At 36.0% G+C, this 17,092-nt stretch carries 16 protein-coding genes; 11 read left to right on the forward strand and 5 right to left on the reverse strand.

Features of this window, described 5'->3' with window-relative positions; translation table 11 throughout:
- Window positions 1-118: 118 nt before the first annotated feature.
- The 7 genes from secG to PHV22_RS06460 all read left to right on the forward strand — a co-directional run bounded on the left by secG (window position 119) and on the right by PHV22_RS06460 (window position 6,305).
- Entirely contained in the window at window positions 119-439 is a 321-nt protein-coding gene (gene secG, locus PHV22_RS06430) for a preprotein translocase subunit SecG (RefSeq protein ID WP_299946514.1), read from the forward strand.
- A gap of 84 nt (window positions 440-523) precedes the next feature.
- On the forward strand, window positions 524-1,081 hold the full coding sequence (gene frr / locus PHV22_RS06435; protein ID WP_295022390.1) for a ribosome recycling factor: 558 nt from the start codon (window positions 524-526) through the stop codon (window positions 1,079-1,081).
- 2 nt (window positions 1,082-1,083) lie between these two features.
- The gene (gene pyrE / locus PHV22_RS06440) at window positions 1,084-1,692 is read left to right on the forward strand and encodes an orotate phosphoribosyltransferase (protein WP_295022392.1); all 609 of its coding nucleotides are present in this window, start codon (window positions 1,084-1,086) and stop codon (window positions 1,690-1,692) included.
- Between the two features lie 22 nt (window positions 1,693-1,714).
- Window positions 1,715-2,818, forward strand: a complete 1,104-nt coding sequence (locus PHV22_RS06445; RefSeq protein ID WP_295022394.1) for a glycoside hydrolase family 3 N-terminal domain-containing protein — start codon at window positions 1,715-1,717, stop codon at window positions 2,816-2,818.
- On the forward strand, window positions 2,815-4,287 hold the full coding sequence (locus PHV22_RS06450; RefSeq protein ID WP_295022395.1) for a sodium:solute symporter: 1,473 nt from the start codon (window positions 2,815-2,817) through the stop codon (window positions 4,285-4,287). The genes PHV22_RS06445 and PHV22_RS06450 overlap by 4 nt, the downstream gene beginning before the upstream one ends.
- Entirely contained in the window at window positions 4,280-5,365 is a 1,086-nt protein-coding gene (locus tag PHV22_RS06455; RefSeq protein WP_295022397.1) for an anhydro-N-acetylmuramic acid kinase, read from the forward strand. Before PHV22_RS06450 ends, PHV22_RS06455 begins: the two co-directional genes overlap by 8 nt.
- Window positions 5,358-6,305 (forward strand): phosphotransferase, encoded by a 948-nt coding sequence (locus PHV22_RS06460; RefSeq protein WP_295022399.1) that lies wholly within the window; start codon window positions 5,358-5,360, stop codon window positions 6,303-6,305. The genes PHV22_RS06455 and PHV22_RS06460 overlap by 8 nt, the downstream gene beginning before the upstream one ends.
- 12 nt (window positions 6,306-6,317) lie before the next feature.
- Here PHV22_RS06460 and PHV22_RS06465 read toward each other — a convergent pair whose 3' ends face one another.
- On the reverse strand, window positions 6,318-7,139 hold the full coding sequence (locus PHV22_RS06465; RefSeq protein ID WP_295022401.1) for a hypothetical protein: 822 nt from the start codon (window positions 7,137-7,139) through the stop codon (window positions 6,318-6,320).
- Window positions 7,140-7,247: 108 nt separating this feature from the next.
- Between PHV22_RS06465 and mtgA the strand changes: the two genes are divergently transcribed.
- From mtgA to fliI, 3 genes are all read left to right on the forward strand, one after another.
- Window positions 7,248-8,114, forward strand: a complete 867-nt coding sequence (gene mtgA, locus PHV22_RS06470) for a monofunctional biosynthetic peptidoglycan transglycosylase (RefSeq protein ID WP_299946520.1) — start codon at window positions 7,248-7,250, stop codon at window positions 8,112-8,114.
- A gap of 101 nt (window positions 8,115-8,215) precedes the next feature.
- Window positions 8,216-8,800 (forward strand): GTP cyclohydrolase I FolE, encoded by a 585-nt coding sequence (gene folE, locus PHV22_RS06475; protein ID WP_299946523.1) that lies wholly within the window; start codon window positions 8,216-8,218, stop codon window positions 8,798-8,800.
- Between the two features lie 4 nt (window positions 8,801-8,804).
- Window positions 8,805-10,112, forward strand: coding sequence for a flagellar protein export ATPase FliI (gene fliI / locus PHV22_RS06480; protein WP_295022414.1), 1,308 nt, complete (start codon window positions 8,805-8,807; stop codon window positions 10,110-10,112).
- Here the strand turns inward: fliI and PHV22_RS06485 are convergent.
- Window positions 10,109-12,169 (reverse strand): WD40 repeat domain-containing protein, encoded by a 2,061-nt coding sequence (locus tag PHV22_RS06485; protein ID WP_299946525.1) that lies wholly within the window; start codon window positions 12,167-12,169, stop codon window positions 10,109-10,111. The genes fliI and PHV22_RS06485 overlap by 4 nt on opposite strands.
- A 9-nt stretch (window positions 12,170-12,178) precedes the next feature.
- A complete protein-coding gene (locus PHV22_RS06490) occupies window positions 12,179-13,153 on the reverse strand; it encodes an MBL fold metallo-hydrolase (protein ID WP_295022417.1) in 975 nt (324 codons plus the stop codon).
- Between the two features lie 192 nt (window positions 13,154-13,345).
- Here PHV22_RS06490 and PHV22_RS06495 point away from each other — a divergent pair, with 192 nt between their 5' ends.
- Window positions 13,346-13,678, forward strand: coding sequence for a hypothetical protein (locus PHV22_RS06495; RefSeq protein ID WP_295022419.1), 333 nt, complete (start codon window positions 13,346-13,348; stop codon window positions 13,676-13,678).
- Between the two features lie 131 nt (window positions 13,679-13,809).
- On the opposite strand, the gene PHV22_RS06500 is transcribed toward PHV22_RS06495, so the two are convergent.
- Both PHV22_RS06500 and recJ read right to left on the reverse strand, forming a co-directional pair.
- Entirely contained in the window at window positions 13,810-15,291 is a 1,482-nt protein-coding gene (locus PHV22_RS06500; RefSeq protein WP_299946528.1) for an FAD/NAD(P)-binding oxidoreductase, read from the reverse strand.
- Between the two features lie 208 nt (window positions 15,292-15,499).
- Complete coding sequence (gene recJ, locus PHV22_RS06505; protein ID WP_295022422.1) at window positions 15,500-17,092, reverse strand: single-stranded-DNA-specific exonuclease RecJ; 1,593 nt, start codon at window positions 17,090-17,092, stop codon at window positions 15,500-15,502.

Raw genomic sequence — 17,092 nt, forward strand, 5'->3', positions numbered from 1 at the left:
TTCAAATTTTATCGACTATTTCTTTTAAATTCTCTAAAGCTCTAAAATAGCTAACACTATTTTGTAATAGACTATTTTTTGGGTACAATTCGCAACTTTTAAAACTTTAGGATATACAATGACAGCTAGTTTTTTACTTATAGTTCAAATAATTCTAGTCGTAATGTTAGTAATAGCAGTACTTCTTCAAAAAAGCTCAAGCATCGGTCTTGGTGCATATAGTGGCTCAAATGATTCTGTTTTTGGGGCAAAAGGTCCAGCTAGCTTTTTATCAAAAACAACTTTTTTTATTGGGTTTTTATTTGTTGCTAACACAATCGCTCTTGGGTATGTTTACTCAAAAGCTTCTTCATCATCGGTTGTTGATAATATGGTCCAATCAACAAACATAACAGCTCCAGTCGCTCCAAAAAACAACCCTACAACACCACTGAGATAGTTGCATTTTGCAGCTATTTCTTCTTTTTTTTAAATATTTCTCGCTACAATTACGCCACTATTTTCATCAAACAAGGACAAACAAATGCTAACAGAGATACATAACGAGTGTGAAGTAAATATGAAATCAAGCATTGATCATATGCTTAGAGATTTTAAAACACTCAGAACTGGAAAAGTTACAACATCTGTTTTAGATAATGTAAAAATTGACTATTATGGAACTATGACGGCTCTTGATCAAGTTGGCTCAATCATAGCAACAGATGCTACTACAATAGTTATAAACCCTTGGGAGAAAAATCTTTTATCTGTTATTGATTCTGCGATACTAAAAGCAAATATTGGAGCAAATCCAAATAACGATGGCAATCAAATCAAACTATTTTTTCCAGCCATGACTGTTGAACAGAGACAAGAATCTGCAAAACAGATGAGAGGAATGGGGGAGTTTGCAAAAGTTTCAGTAAGAAATGATAGAAAAAATGCAAATGACAAGATAAAAAAACTTGAAAAAGATAAGATTATAACAACCGATGAATCTAAATCTGCTCAAGAAAACATACAAAAAACCACAGATAAATATATTGCACAAATTGATACTATTTTAAAAACAAAAGAAGCAGAAATACTAAAGGTTTAAAGATGGATGTTAAAAAAATTTATATGGACGCTAACGCACTTTTAGAGGGGCATTTTAAACTTAGCAGTGGAAATCATTCACAATTTTATCTTCAATCTGCAAAAGTTTTAGAAGATCCAAAAACTGCAAAACTTTTAGCTGATGCTTTAGCTGTGCAAATAAAAGAGAGCGGACTTAAGATTGATACAGTTTGTGCACCTGCTCTTGGTGGGCTTATAGCTGGCTTTGCGCTTGCTCAAGCACTTGATTGTCGTTATATATTTGCTGAGAGAGTCGGTGGTGAAATGTCTATCCGCCGTGGCTTTGAGGTGAGTAAGGGCGAGAGAGTTTTGATGTGTGAAGATATCATCACAACTGGCGGTTCTGCTATGGAAGCAGCGGCAGTTGTAGAGAGTTTTGGCGGAGTGATAGTTGGTGTTGCCGCACTAGCAAATCGTGGTTTTTGTAAACGCGAAAATAGCAGTGTTACAACAAAGCCAAACTGCAAACTTCCACAAAATATACCATTTTTTGCACTTGATGACTTTGAATTCGAAATGTATGCACCAGAAGATTGTCCTCTTTGCAAAAGCGGTAGCGAAGCTATAAAACCAGGCTCTAGAGGTAATTAACAAAACCAAGCAAGGCATCTTTTTGAAACAAATTACACTTTTTTTAACTCTCTTTTTTTACGCCCAAATCTTAGGAGCAGCCAATCTTCCAGATGATGGAGAGCTCAAAAAAATGATTGGCAGGATGCTTGTTGTCGGATTTGAGGGTGAGAGCTTAAACGATAACAACAAAATCATAAAAGATATAAAAAATTACGAACTCGGCGGTGTTATACTTTTTGACCGCTTTTACAATGACAAGACAAAAATAAAAAACATAAGCTCCCCAGAACAGCTAAAATCACTAACCTCAACACTTAACTCATCTGCAATCAAACCTCTTCTTATTGCTGTGGATCAAGAGGGAGGAAAAGTCACAAGACTAAAACCAGCTTATGGATTTGGGGCAACTCCCTCAGCCAAAGTAGTATCAGAACTCTCGGATTATGAGACAAAAAATATCTATACAGCTCTAGCAAACACACTTCATGAAGCAGGAATAAACTGCAATTTTGCTCCGGTTGTTGATTTGGCACTAAACCCAGAAAACAAGGTAATCTATGGGTTAAATCGCTCTTATGGAAGTGATGGTAAAACGGTTACTAGATACGCAAAGATATTTATGGATGCGCAAAAAAATAAGCAGATTATCTCTGTTTTAAAACATTTTCCAGGGCATGGCTCTTCGCTTGATGATTCACACAAAGGCTCCGTTGATATCTCTAAAACATGGAGCACGGTTGAACTTGAACCATATATAACGCTCATAAACAGCGGTGATGCCGACATGATAATGACAGCTCATGTCTTTAACTCAAATCTTGATGCAAAATACCCCGCGACACTTTCATACAACACAAACACAAAACTGCTGAGAGAAAAACTTGGCTTTAACGGCGTTATCATCAGTGATGATATGCAAATGGGTGCAATTTCTAGCTCTTTTTCACTGCAAGAGAGTGTGGCACTTGCCATAAATTCTGGTGTTGATATGCTACTTTTTGGCAATCAGTTGGGTTTTGTGGATACCGATAAACTAGTAGAGGTTATTTTAGGTGAAATCAAAAGCGGAGCGATACCATTTGAGAGAATTCAAGATTCAAACAAAAGAGTAGAACTTCTTCTTAAAAAATTAAAAAAACCATGATACACAGCGCTTTTTCAGCTCTTGATTGGTTAGTCTTTGGTACCTATTTTTTTATCTTAATCGCCTCATCCATATATCTAAGCCGTACTAAAATAAAGACTTCAAGAGACTATTTTCTAGGCTCAACCTCTCTGTCTATGTTTGCCGTTGCTATCTCAGTTCTTGCAACCTCCCAATCAGCCGCCACATTTTTAGGCGCTCCGGAGTACTCTTACACCAAAGATTTTACATTTATAGGATTTTACTTCTCGGCTTTAATTGCTGTCATTTTTATAGCAGTTGTGTTTATCCCAAAATTTTACGAGATGAGAGCAATTACAGTTTATGAGTTGCTAGAAAAAAGATATGGAGCGAGGGCAAAAAGAGGCGCTGGGATAATGTTTCTCATCGGGCGAGTACTTGCTAGTGGAGCCAGACTCTACATTGGCGCAATCGCTATCTCTATGATTTTGTTCAGCGATATATCATTCTCTCATGTAGCTATCTCCATAACTGTTCTAATGCTGGGCTCCCTTGCTTACGCCTATTTTGGTGGTATTCGCTCCATAGTTTTGAGTGATATTTTTCAAGCAACTGTCTATATAGGGGCAGGTGTTGCGGTTTTAGTTTTTCTCTACTACTCACTAGGAAATATCCAAATCATAGAGACACTCCAAACAAACAATAAACTAAACTTTATAGATAATTCACTTGATGGTAATTTTAGCCTTATCGGACTCTTTAGTGGTTGGCTTCTACTTAACATCGCTGCATTTGGCTTAGATCAGGATATGGCTCAGAGAATTTTGTGTTGTGAAAACAAAAAAGAGGCAACAAAATCACTTATTCTCTCAATCCTTATAACAATTCCAGTCGTACTTCTTTTTCTAACTATTGGTGTATTTTTATATCTTTTTTACCTAAAAAGTGGTGTTGTTCAAAGTTTCAATGGTGAGAAAATTACCGTTTTTATGTACTACATCTTAAATGAGATGCCAGATGGTCTGCGTGGTTTGGTTACTGTTGGAGCCGTTGCAGCAGCACTTGCCAGTACAAGTTCAGTGCTTGCAGCCATGGCATCTGTCGCGGTTGAAGATATTTACAAGCCGTGGAAGCTAAAACAGGGAGAAATAGATGATATGCATTTTGTTAAAGTCTCACGATTTTCTGTGCTATTTTTTGCCCTGATTTTATCGCTTATGGCTATGGTTAGCTATTTTTGGCAGCGATATAGCGACCTTCCTCTTATCTCGTTTGCTCTTGGTGTTATGGCGTTTGCTTACACTGGACTTTTAGGAGTTTACTTCTCTGCCATTTTTACAAAACGCGGCAACGAAACAACTGTCTTACTTGGTCTAGCTGGTGGTTTTTTTACCGTTTTAGCACTTCAGCCATACACTCTTGGATTTAATATCAGCTTCTCATGGCAAATGGTTATCGCAACTGCTGTGGCATTTTCTATAGTACAACTAGGAGGCAAAAATGAGTGAGCTATACATTGGTGTAATGTCTGGAACGAGTTTAGACGGCTTAGATATAGTACTTTGCAATGTTACCTCAAACTCGTGCGAGTTGATATTTTCAGCTGAATATCCTTTTGATGCTAAACTAAAAGAGGATATTTTAAATGCCATCAATGGCCAAACAACGCTAAGAGTCATAGGTCAAATAGATGCTCGTTTAGGCAAATTATATGCTAACGCAACAACAGCTTTTATGACTCACAATAACATAAAAAAAGAGAGTGTTAGAGCTATCGGTTTGCATGGTCAAACCCTCTGGCATGAGCCTTTTGGCGAGTATCCATTTTCTATGCAACTGGGTAACGCTAACATACTAACAGCACAAACAGGTGTTAGTGTTGTTAGCGATTTTAGACAAAAAGATGTAGCCCTTGGCGGTCAAGGTGCTCCTTTTGCTCCAGCTTTTCATCAAGAGATGTTCTCAAAATTAGCTCGTAAGGTAGCTGTTATAAATATTGGTGGATTTTCAAACATCACCATTTTAGGAGAAAATCTTATCGGCTACGATAGCGGTACTGGAAATGTTTTAATGGATTTGTGGATCTTCAAGAGAAAAAACAAAACTTACGACAAAAACGGAGAGTGGGCATCAAGTGGACATGTGGATGCTAATTTGCTAAACAAAATGTTAAGTGATCCATACTTTCAAAAAGAGCCTCCAAAAAGCACTGGTCGTGAGTATTTCAATGAAAAATGGTTAGAAAAAAAGTTAGAAGGGTTTGGGCATCTGATAGATGAAGATATTCAAGCCACACTTTTGGAATTCACTGCAGAAACTATAGTCAGTGAGGTGAAAAAAAGCTCGGCTGATTTGGCAATCATTTGTGGTGGTGGAGTTAAAAACATAGCTCTTATGCAAAAACTCCGCGCTTATCTGAGAGATATTGAAGTCTCGCCTAGTAATAAATATGGTGTAAATAGTGATTTTATGGAAGCTATGGCATTTGCGTGGCTTGCGTATAAACGAATCCACAAAGAGAGCGTAAATCTCAAATCCGTTACAGGGGCTAGAGAAAATTCCATTTTAGGGTGTATTTATGAATAAGATAAAAGAGTGGTTATCTCAAACAGAGTATAAAAACCATAGCGTAGAGATTGCATCTGCCGATGCTAGTTTTAGAAAATATTATAGATTAAAAAATGGTAGCGATAGTGTACTTTTAATGGATTCATCACTAGAGAAATACTCGCTAAAACCATTTTTGGACATAACAACAAGACTTTTAAACGCAAATATTAATGCACCAAAAATCTTACTAGAAAACCTAGAAGATGGATTTTTAATAATTGAGGATTTTGGCAATATACACTACTTAAATATACTAACTCAAGCCAACTATAAAACTCTCTATTCAAATGCGATTAACTCCATCATGAATATGCAAAATACAGATACAACTGATTTACCGCTGTATGATGAAAAATTCTTACATGTAGAGATGAATTTGATGAGAGAGTGGTATTTAGAAAAACTTTTAGGTGTAAAACTAACTGCTTCTCAAGCCGAACTAATCGCAACAACACTCAAAGCAATCTCCAAAGTTGTGCTTGAGCAACCTCAGGGCATTTTTGTGCATCGCGATTTTCACTCAAGAAATATTATGCTTTATGATGAGAGTAAAATCGGTGTGATTGACTATCAAGATGCCATGAGTGGGGCGATTACATACGATTTAGTTTCACTTTTAAAAGATTGTTATATCTCTTTTGATGAACAAGAGATAAAAAAACTCGCGTTAGAGTTTCGAGATAAAAAAGGGTTAAGCTTTAATGATGAGACATTTATAAAATGGTTTGATTTCATGGGACTTCAAAGACACATAAAGGTTCTCGGTGTATTTTCTCGCCTATCCATCCGGGACACCAAAGATGGCTACCTAAAAGATATACCGCTAACACTAAAATATGTGCTTGATGCTGCAAATAAATATAGTGAAACAAAAGAGTTGGCTATGCTACTAAGAGAACTAGCAGATCATAACTAATACCATGTCTTGTTAGTTAAAACGATACTTTAACTGAACTCCTATCTCTTTTGTCTCATTCCTTGGCTCCATAACGCTCCATACACCATAGTAATTTATCTCTGAATCATCTATTTTCCAGTAGTTAAAAAAGAGTCCCGCCGACCAATATTTCTCTTCGTATGCAGTGCTTGCACGAATTCCATAGCCACTCTTCTGCTTATTTACGGGATCACCAAAAAGCGCTGCATCGGCAGGACTTATATCAGAAAGATAGCTCTTTTGTTCAGCCTTTAACAAGTAATCATACTCGATTGTAGTGGAGATGCGTGATGAATTGTCAATCATAAAACGATGTGTAACACCGATAGGCAGATAGAGATATTGGCTAGTTCTTCTATATCCGCCACTCCCCAAATCTCTTAAATCATTGTCCAAACGACGATATCCAAGACCAGCAAAAGTTGAAAGAAGATAACCATCAACAACCACTTCTTTTCCTGCAGCTAATCGAACTTCGTACATATTATCACTTACATCTCCTGTTCCTGAAGCACTCTTATACTCGACATTTCCAGTTGCATAACGGACATCTCCAATAATAAAATAGTCGCTTCCTAAACTCTTGGTCCCAGTAAGCGAGGCTCCATATTTACTACCCTTGTTTGACATAAAAAAGGCCCCATTAACTTTCTCTTCATACTCATACCAATAACTCTGAACTCCTATCTCTAGCGCATCTGTTGTCTTTAGAGAAATTTTACTTTTATCTGCAAAATACTCCTCCTGTGCAAAAAGAGTTAGGGCAAAAACAGATGAAGCAAGAAGATAACAAATAAATATACTCTTTTTCATGGTAAACCTTTTTTAAAAAAATCGCTTATATTATAACAGTTAAATTTACTATTACATGTTATTTTCAATAAAGCAATATATGCTATCCTTTCAAAAAAGTGGAGTAATATGAAAATCTTTTTAAGAGTTATTTTTGTTATTTTTATCGTTATGCTTTTGGATATTCTTCGCTACTTTGTATATCCATCAGTAGATTCTCTTAAGACAAACAACCCAATTCCTACAGCATTTATGGAATACCGCACTGCTGAGTGGGCAAATGAAAATAGAGATATAAAGATTAACCAAAAATGGGTTAGTATAAAAAATATCTCTCCAAATCTTATAAAAGCTGTACTTATTGCCGAGGATGATGGTTTTTACAAACATGATGGTTTTGATATTAAAGGCATGGAAAATGCAATAGAGCGGAGTATAAAAAAAGGGGTGCTTGCAGGTGGTAGCACCATCTCTCAACAACTCTCAAAAAATCTATATCTCTCTCCTAGTAAAAACCCTATTCGTAAGGTTAAAGAGGCAATTATCACATACAGAATTGAAAAAAGCCTCTCAAAGCGCCGTATTTTAGAGATATATCTAAATATCGCAGAGTGGGGAGATGGGATTTTTGGCATAGAGGCAGCATCTCGCCACTACTACGGCAAAAGTGCGAAAAATCTTAACGCAAAAGAGGCAGCACGACTAGCCACAATCCTTCCAAATCCAATCAAATACAATCCTCTTGGAAACCAAAAATATGTTATTAATCGTTCCGCAATTATCTACAAAGTTATGATGCGTCGCGGTATTGTGATATCTGCCTTTAAAGAGGTAATGGCTCTGCCAAAAATTGATGAGATAGTAAAAGATGAAAACCAAAGTGCTCAAGCCGTGGATGAGACAAATATACAAAACGACGAGCAAAAAATAGATAAAGATATAGCTCAGGATGAACCTAAGGCAGATGTGGAAATACCAGCAGCAAGTGAACAATAAGATGTTCATAATATGTCATTGGCTTGAGTATAAAACCAATTTCGCCATTTTCTCAGCTACTTATTGATACTCTTACAGTAATAAAAAGTTTGAGGTAAAAAATGTCCAAAGAGAAGAATTTAGAGTTTGAAAATGCTGTAAAAAGTATGATGTTTTATGTTGGAGAAGATCCAACCAGAGAAGGTCTGCTAAAAACTCCTCAGAGGGTCAGAAAAGCGCATGAGTTTATATTTGGCGGATATAAAGAGAATGCTCAGGAGATTTTAGAGTCTGCTATGTTTACAAGCTCAAATGATGAAATGGTGCTTTTAAAAGATATAGAGTTTTATTCAACTTGCGAGCATCATCTTTTGCCAATCATCGGAAGAGTTCATGTTGCCTACATACCTGATGGCAAAGTTGTTGGGCTCTCAAAAATTCCAAGAGTAGTAGATGTTTTTGCTAGGAGAATGCAGATTCAAGAGCAGCTTACAGAGCAGATTGCGGACGCTATTATGGATTCTATCAAGCCAAAAGGTGTGGCGGTTGTAGTTCAAGCTCGTCATATGTGCATGGAGATGAGGGGGGTTGAGAAGATAAACTCAACAACGACATCATCAGCTCTTCGTGGACTTTTCAAAAAAGATGAAAAGACAAGAAGTGAGTTTTTCTCGCTTATAAACTCTCCAACTGGGACAAGATACTAAGCAGATGCCACTCTCTTCCCTAAAAAAAAGAATCTCATCAACAAATCATTCAGAGATGTTTGGCGAAGTTGTAAAGATTAACGCAACCGTCATCACGGGAACTGGGCTGAAAGTCAGCATCAGCGATATGGTAAGGATAGTCTCAAACGACACAGCTCAAGAGATTACAGGAATGATTACAGAGATAGACGGTGCTACTTTTTTTATAACACCATTTAGTTTTGTAGAGGGATTTTGTTCAGGCGATAGAGTTTTTCTAGATCAGGCTGGTATGAATATCCCAGTCGGCGAGGGTCTGCTTGGAAGAGTTGTAGATCCATTTATGCGACCAATTGACGGCAAAGGTCCCATCATCTCAACAAAATTATCTCCAATCATAAAAGCTCCCATTGCTGCGATGAAGCGAGGAATGATTGATGAAGTTTTTAGTGTTGGAGTAAAGAGCATTGATGGACTCTTAACTTGCGGAAAAGGGCAGAAGCTCGGTATTTTTGCAGGAAGTGGTGTTGGAAAATCTACTCTAATGGGAATGATTGTAAGAGGAGCTGATGCACCCATAAAGGTAGTTGCGCTTATCGGCGAGAGAGGAAGAGAAGTTCCTGAGTTTATAGAGAAAAATCTAGGCGGGAATCTAGAAAATACCGTGATAATAGTTGCGACTTCGGATGATTCTCCACTCATGAGAAAGTATGGTGCGTTTGCTGCGATGAGTGTTGCTGAGTATTTTAAAGATAAAAATTTAGATGTTCTTTTTATTATGGACTCTGTCACAAGGTTTGCTATGGCTCAGAGGGAAATTGGACTAGCTCTAGGTGAACCACCAACCTCAAAAGGTTATCCACCATCATCCCTAACTCTTCTTCCCCAACTTATGGAGCGAGCAGGGAAAGAGGAGGGAAAAGGCTCTATTACCGCCTTTTTCACAGTCTTAATTGAGGGAGATGATATGAGTGACCCAATCGCCGATCAGTCTCGTTCTATCTTAGATGGACATATTGTCTTGTCTCGTGAAATGACAGATTTTGGAATTTATCCACCTATCCATATACTAAACTCCGCATCAAGGGTTATGAGCGACATTGTAACTCCTGAACACCTAAGGGCTATTTTAAAATTTAGAAGACTCTACACGCTCTTGAAAGAGAACGAGGTGCTTATCCGCATTGGAGCGTATCAGAAAGGGAGTGATCCTGAATTAGATGAAGCGATAAATAAAAAAAAGGAAATGGAAGAGTTTATGACACAAAGCTCAACACTTCAAAATCCATTTCAAGATAGTGTTAATTCGCTTTTGAGTATAGCTGATAGCTAATTTTGAGTTATTGCGAGCTTTCGAGCTGAGCAACTCTCATAGCTTCTCATTATTTGAGCTATCTCCAAATCATATCCGTAGGTGTCTATATATGTATAAATTATCACCTCTGCACCATCAAAATTTTGTTTCTCTAAAAGCTGCGAAACTCTTGCATAAAAACCAACTTTTATAAGCTCCTCAACCTTAACTCGTCTCTCTTTTATTTCTGCAAGTTCACCTAATCTACTTTTAATATCTTTTATATTTCCACTCAAAGCAAACTCTTCGCACTCGCCCATGATAAAAAACCAGTGTTTTTCAAGAAGTACTCCCAACACACTGCCTTTAAGCGAGCTATTTTCATCCAAAATCTCATAGCATAACCTAAAGTTGTTATTTTGATATGCTTCTTGAAGTTTTTGCGCATTTATATACTCTAGCTTCAATTTTTGCACTCTATTTTCAATCCCAAATGCTGATTCTAGTGCTTCAATCCTACTATCCAATAAACTTAGCTCACCACTTTTTATGAAACTCTCAATGCGCTCCAGCTCTATTTCAATCTCAGAACTTAATGTTTTAAAATTTGGAATCTCTCTTAATTCTGGATTTGAAGCTATAAGCTGATCTATTTTTTTATAATCTTTATCATTTACTGCTCTTAAAAACTCAATAAAATCCGCGTTGTGAGCTAAGATTAACTTAACAATATTCCTCTTTGAAGGAACTGCTTTATAGCTACTAAGCAGAGCTTTTGCTTCACTTTTTTCTCCCCTTATAAGTAATTTTTGTGCACTTAAAAGTGTATCTTTAAAAATCTGTTCTGTTTTTTTATACTCTGTTGTTTCTCTTAATTGTATAAATTTATCAGAAATAAGATAGATAAGTGCGTATTTTTCCTCTCTATAAAGCTCTTTAAATCTTGGGTAGTTTTTAAACGCCAAAAACAGCTCTTTAACCTGATTTTTTTTACTCTCCACATCATCATATATTTCTAACATCTGTTTTGCTTTTGCAGTGTCATTTTTCTCTAATGCCTTAGTTGCCTCTATATATCTCTTTCTGTAGCGTTCTTCTAGAGTCTTAAATGTTTGGGAATTCCGAAGCATAGGCTCTTTTGTAACAAGCTCATACGCCTCTTTTATGCAGTTATGAAGAGCTAATGATTTTAGTTTCTCTTCAGTTGGAAGCTTTATGGTTGAAATTTTGTTATTTTGCAGAAGAGCCACCAAAAAACCATTATCGGCGATATCTATCTTAATTGGTTTTGAGCTAAACTCAATATACTTTTTTATGACCACTTTTAAATTTTTTATATCAATAATAGAGACAAATTTTGCATCTGTGATTATCATTGCGAAATCTCTGTTTTGCATCATAATAATCTCTTTTATAGATGAAAATGTTGTTTTGATAACTCTTTTTGAGTTTGGATTTTCTAGTGAAATTATCTCTATTCCACCATTTTTATCTCCACAAATTAAGTTATTCTCATCTATAAAAGAGAGTGCAGTTATACGATTGTAAACTATTTTTAGCCTAGCCACTCTGCTACTCATATCAATCACTTCTAGCGTGCCGTCAGAAAAACTAAGTGCGATATAATTTTTATAAAATGTAAAAAGATTTATATATTTATTGTTACTAAAACTGTGGATAACATTTCGTAGCGGATATAATCTGGATATCAAAAATTGCTGTTCATATCTATATTTTAAAACTTGTAAATTATTAATTACAACTATTACATATTTTGAAGATGCGTCAAAGCTTAATTTTGAAATTGGGTTACTTGCAACAGAGATTGTTTGAATAAGTTCTCTCTTTTTTATGTTGATTATATAAATATATTGATTATCAACAAAAGCAAACAGTTTATGATTTGGACTAAAGCAAAAAAATTTTGTATCTTGATTTAAAAATTGACTTTTTTTCTCTTTTTTTTCTTGGAATGTGAGAAAGTTATAGAAGTTTATACCATCATTTTTTGTGCTGTAAACTATATTTTCATCATCCAGGATTGCAAAATCCGTTATATCGGACTTTGCAACTAGATACTCATCTATACCAAACACGAAATAAAATTATTTATCTTTTTCTTCTACTTCTGAGTAAGCTTTCATAAGGTGTTTACCCATTTGACGCTCAAATTCATCCCAGTTGTGGTAATCTTTCAACTCCGCAGATGCATCCGGCTTAACTTCATAACTCTCTTTACCATCAGCATAACCTTTTTGTGCCCACTTTAAAACAACTTTAAAATAGTTTAAAAATGGATCAATAGTTTTATGCATTTCACCTGATGGGCCATGTCCTGGAACATAAAGGTCATATTTTTTGTAACCTTTTTTTTGAGCAAGGATATCTTCAAGAAGCTCAATATTTCCATATATACTAGAGCTTTCATCCATACCTCCAAGACGACAATCCATTAGGTTATCACCTAACCATAATGTATTAGACTCAACATGCTCTATTAGGATGTCTGTATCAGTGTGTGCTCGTTCAGGATGAAAAACTCTAAAAGTTTGCCCATCAACTTTAAGAACATCTCCATCTTTTAAGACTTTTGTCGGGAAAGGAAACGGTCCATCTGTGCCTTTTAAATTTTTTGAAAGACCCTCTAGAATGTTATACCATACTCTAGCTTCCCCATCTTTTGCAGCCTTAATCATATTTGGATGAGCATAGCTCTGCGCGTTAGGAAATGCTTCTTGAAATGCCTTGCCAGCAAACCAATGATCCCCATGTTTATGTGTATTTAAAATAGCAAGTACTGGTTTTTTTGTAACTTTTTTATATTCAGCGACAATTTTTTTACCAACATTATAGTTCCCACCTGGGTCAATTACAATAGTACCGTTTTTACCCTCTACAAATGAGGGATTATTCATGAAACCTTCATTCTCAACACTTGGATTCTCTGGCGGGCCATGCATAATCCATACATTTTTAGTAACTTTTTTAAACTTGAACTCTCCAAGCTTTCCAAGCGTAAAAGCATTTAGTGATAGCGAAAGTGCAATTACTGCTGTGATTATAAAACTAATTTTTTTCATCTTTTTCCTATTTGTGTTAATTTTATGAGCCTAATTTTAATACCAAATTTAACTAACTGAATATATAAAATATGCTCCAAGGATTCTACATTTTTAAGCCTTAAGGGCGTTTTAAATAAAAATTCATCCTACTGTTTTTATACAACTAAATTTTTATGTTATGATTTGCTTATCTAAAAATGGAGATTAAATATGAGCAGTAGTATCAAAAAAACTGGATTATTTTTTGGATCGATTGTGGCAATTTCGCTTTTAACATTTAGTGGATGCGCAAGGATAGGAAATGATTTTAATTCACACCGTGTAGAGCAAATTAAAGTTGATGAAACATCTCAAAGTGATATTGTTTTAATGTTTGGGCAACCTTGGCGCAAGGGAATGGAAAATGGCATCACAATGTGGACTTATGGTCGCTACACTTATCGTCTTATAGGCGAAACAGACACTAAAGATCTTGTTATTAAGTTTAATAAAGATGGAAAAGTAAGTTCATACACTTTTAATTCAACTGTGAATGAAAAATAGTTTGTCTGTAAAAATTAAATAAGAAGCCCTATAAATATAAGGCTTCCTAAAAAGATTTACAAACTACTAACGCAGATATCTCGCGAAATAAAAAAGTTGCTCTATCTCTTTGCAGAGAATAGAGTCTTAAGTTATGCTCTACCTGAGAGCATTCCATACATAGTCATTGGTTTAAGTATATAAACTTTTAGTAACCACATTATCCATCTCTCTTTAGTTGGATCAAGAGGGAACGATGGAGTTGGTTTTTTAGTCCAATTGAACTCAGCCATCATAACTGTTCCAATGCCTGTAATTAATGGGCAAACAGTATATCCATCATACTTAGATGTAGGCTCTTTGCCACCCATCGCAGAAATAACATTGTTGACCAATACCTTATATTGCTTACGAACTGAACCACCTGTTTTACCCATCGGAACACCGACAACATCACCTAAAGACCAAACATTTGGAAAGAAAGAAGATTTTAAAGTCTCTTTGTCAACAGTAACAAAACCAGGTCCCTGCGAACCAAGCTCCGATTGACCTACGACATCTGGAGCTTTCATGGGCGGAGAAACATGCATAAAGTCATATTTAACCTGTACTGGCTCACTAACTTTTACCTCTTTTACGATTTTATCGCCCATCTCGTCTTCAACTTCTGTCTTCTCCATTCTCCATTTATCGAATGTTGCCGTTTTAGTTGCTGTATCTACTGCTACTAAATTGTGTTTATAGTTCCATTTAAAGCCTCTTGCCTCAAACTGCTTAACAATTGCATCATGATATTCAGGAACACCAAACATTTTTCCACCATCTGGATAGAGAGTTAACTCAACCTTATCACGAACACCAGCTTCTACAAGACGAGCATGAGTTAAATACATAATTTTCTTAGGTGCACCACCACATTTAATAGGTGTATTAGGCTCAGTAAATAGTGCTTGTAGTTTATCAGGGCCTTTGTGAGCTTTTGCCTTAGCGACTAACTCCTGAATACCAGCCCATGTTGCTACTGCACCATCTTGAAAGTAGATTGAGTGCAATCCATCTTTAGTGATTGTGTTTTTAGTTGCGGCATTATCCTTGCCATTTGAAGTAATCACGCCATCAAGACCTTTAATTGCCGCATAATTAAGCATAACACCAGTCGCAATAATAAGCTGATCGTAAACTATTACCTGTGTTCCATCAACAGTTACTTTGTTGTTTTTTGGATCAAAAGCAGTAACACTACCCTTAATTAGTTTTACGCCCTTAGGTACGAATTCATCTCTATTATATTGAATATCATCAATCTTCCAAATTCCACCAGCTACAAGAGTTTGCCCAGGCTGATAAGATACGGATAGCGGATCAGGTTCAATTACAGTAATATCTGCATTGTTAATTGAGTTGTTAAGGCGAGCTGCTGTACTCATTCCGCCTAAACCACCACCAACTATAACTATCTTTCCTTTAACATCGGAAGAAGCGCTAACTTCAGATGTTCCAATTGTAGTACCCGCTATTACAGATGCAGCCAATGGAGAGAGCGTTAAATATTTTAAAGCTTCACGACGAGACATAATCTCAGGATGTTTATCAACTTCTTTTAAAATCTCTTCTAAAATTTGATTTTTGCTCATTATGATTTCCTTTTTTTACTGGAGCTATTGCGCAACTTCTTTTTACCAAATCCATCTAAAAACTTTCATACTGTAAATGAATGGTAAATGAAATATTCGATAGATTCTACATTTGAAAAACTTAAAATTTTCTAAAATACTAAGTTTTTTGATAATTTTATCTCTTTTTCAGTGCTTTTGTATCAATAAAACCTAGTTAATTATTTACTTAATAATTATAGATTTTATTTATAATAAGCTGTGGTGATACAGCCCCGTTATACTCATTTTTTGTAACTCTGTAGCTACAAGTAAGTTTTCTATTTTCGGGCATCTCTAGGAGTTGATAAAAGAGTATGAGCTCCAAAGTTTTTCTCTCATGCGAGAATTGTCTGATTGTTATTTTTGAGTGAGATCTATCTCTTCCCATACTATTTATGCTTATGATTTCGGCCTCTTTTACTAAAAAAAGTGGGCGCAGGTTTGCCTCACCGTAGGGCTCAAAACTCTCCAATAACTCTAAAAATTCTATATCTATCTCATCGCTAGACACTATTCCGATAAACTTCTCTTTGGGTATAAAATCTTTCTTGTCTAAAGACAATGCGCTTTTGTTTATGGCAACTCTAAACTCATCTATATTTTTTACCTCAAGCCCAAGTCCTGCTGCCATTTTATGACCGCCAAACTTTGTTAGATAGCTCTCATTTGCTTTGATAAGCTTGTAAATATCGACTTCGCCTACGCTTCTTGCACTTCCTTTTGCGACACCATCTTTACAGCTTAGCACGATTGCTGGTTTTTCAAACTGGTTTACAACTCTTGATGCAACAATTCCTACAACGCCCTCATGCCAATTATCTCCGGCGACAACAATGACACTATCATTCTCGTTTACGCACAAGAGTGCCTCTTTCGTCGTCGCTGATTCGTTCTCTTTTCTAAGCTCATTTAGAGAGTTTAGTATCTCAAACTGCACAAACGCCTTCTCGACAGTTTTGGCAGTCAAGAACTCTAAGGCAATGCTCGCATCTTCAAGTCTTCCTGCTGAGTTTATCCGAGGTGCAATCTGAAAACCAATATCTTCGGAACTAATGACGGATTTATTTAAAAAATCTCTTATAATGATAGAAGATGGCCTGTTTGAGTGCATCAAAAGCTTTAATCCCTCTTTTACAAGAATTCTGTTTATATCAACAAGAGGCATAATATCTGCGATAATAGCAACACATAAAATATCCAAAAATAATCTCATATCTATATTTAGATTTAGCTCTTTTTTCAGAAGTCCAAGAAGTAGCCAAGCGACTTGCGCTCCGCAAATCTCTTTAAATGGATAGTCGCAATTTGGGAGTTTTGGGTCAATGATGGCGTAAGCATCTGGCAAGAGATCTGATGGTGTATGATGATCAGTAATGATAAGCTCAATGCCTCTTTGTTTGCAGATATTTGCTGCTTCAACTGCAGTTATACCGTTATCGACCGTTATGATTAAATTAGCATCGATTCTCTCTAGCAAGTTTGGACTAACTCCATAGCCATCTCTAAATCTGTTTGGTATTATAACTTCAAGAGGATAAGGAATCTGTCTAAAAAAATCAACCATTATTGCACTTGAGCTTACGCCATCGACATCATAATCGCCAACAAGAACTATTTTTTTTCTCTCTTTTATAGCTTCTGCAATTTTTTTTGCTGATTTTGTTGCATCTTGAAGTAGATTTGGATCTGGGATTTGTGATAGTTTTTTATCACCATCACCAAACCTCTTTGAAAGCAGTTCAAAGAGAGTCTGTTTTGTTAGTAGTGGAGCATTTTCCAT

Origin of the sequence: Sulfurimonas sp. (genome assembly GCF_028713515.1) — a bacterium.
GTDB lineage: Bacteria > Campylobacterota > Campylobacteria > Campylobacterales > Sulfurimonadaceae > Sulfurimonas.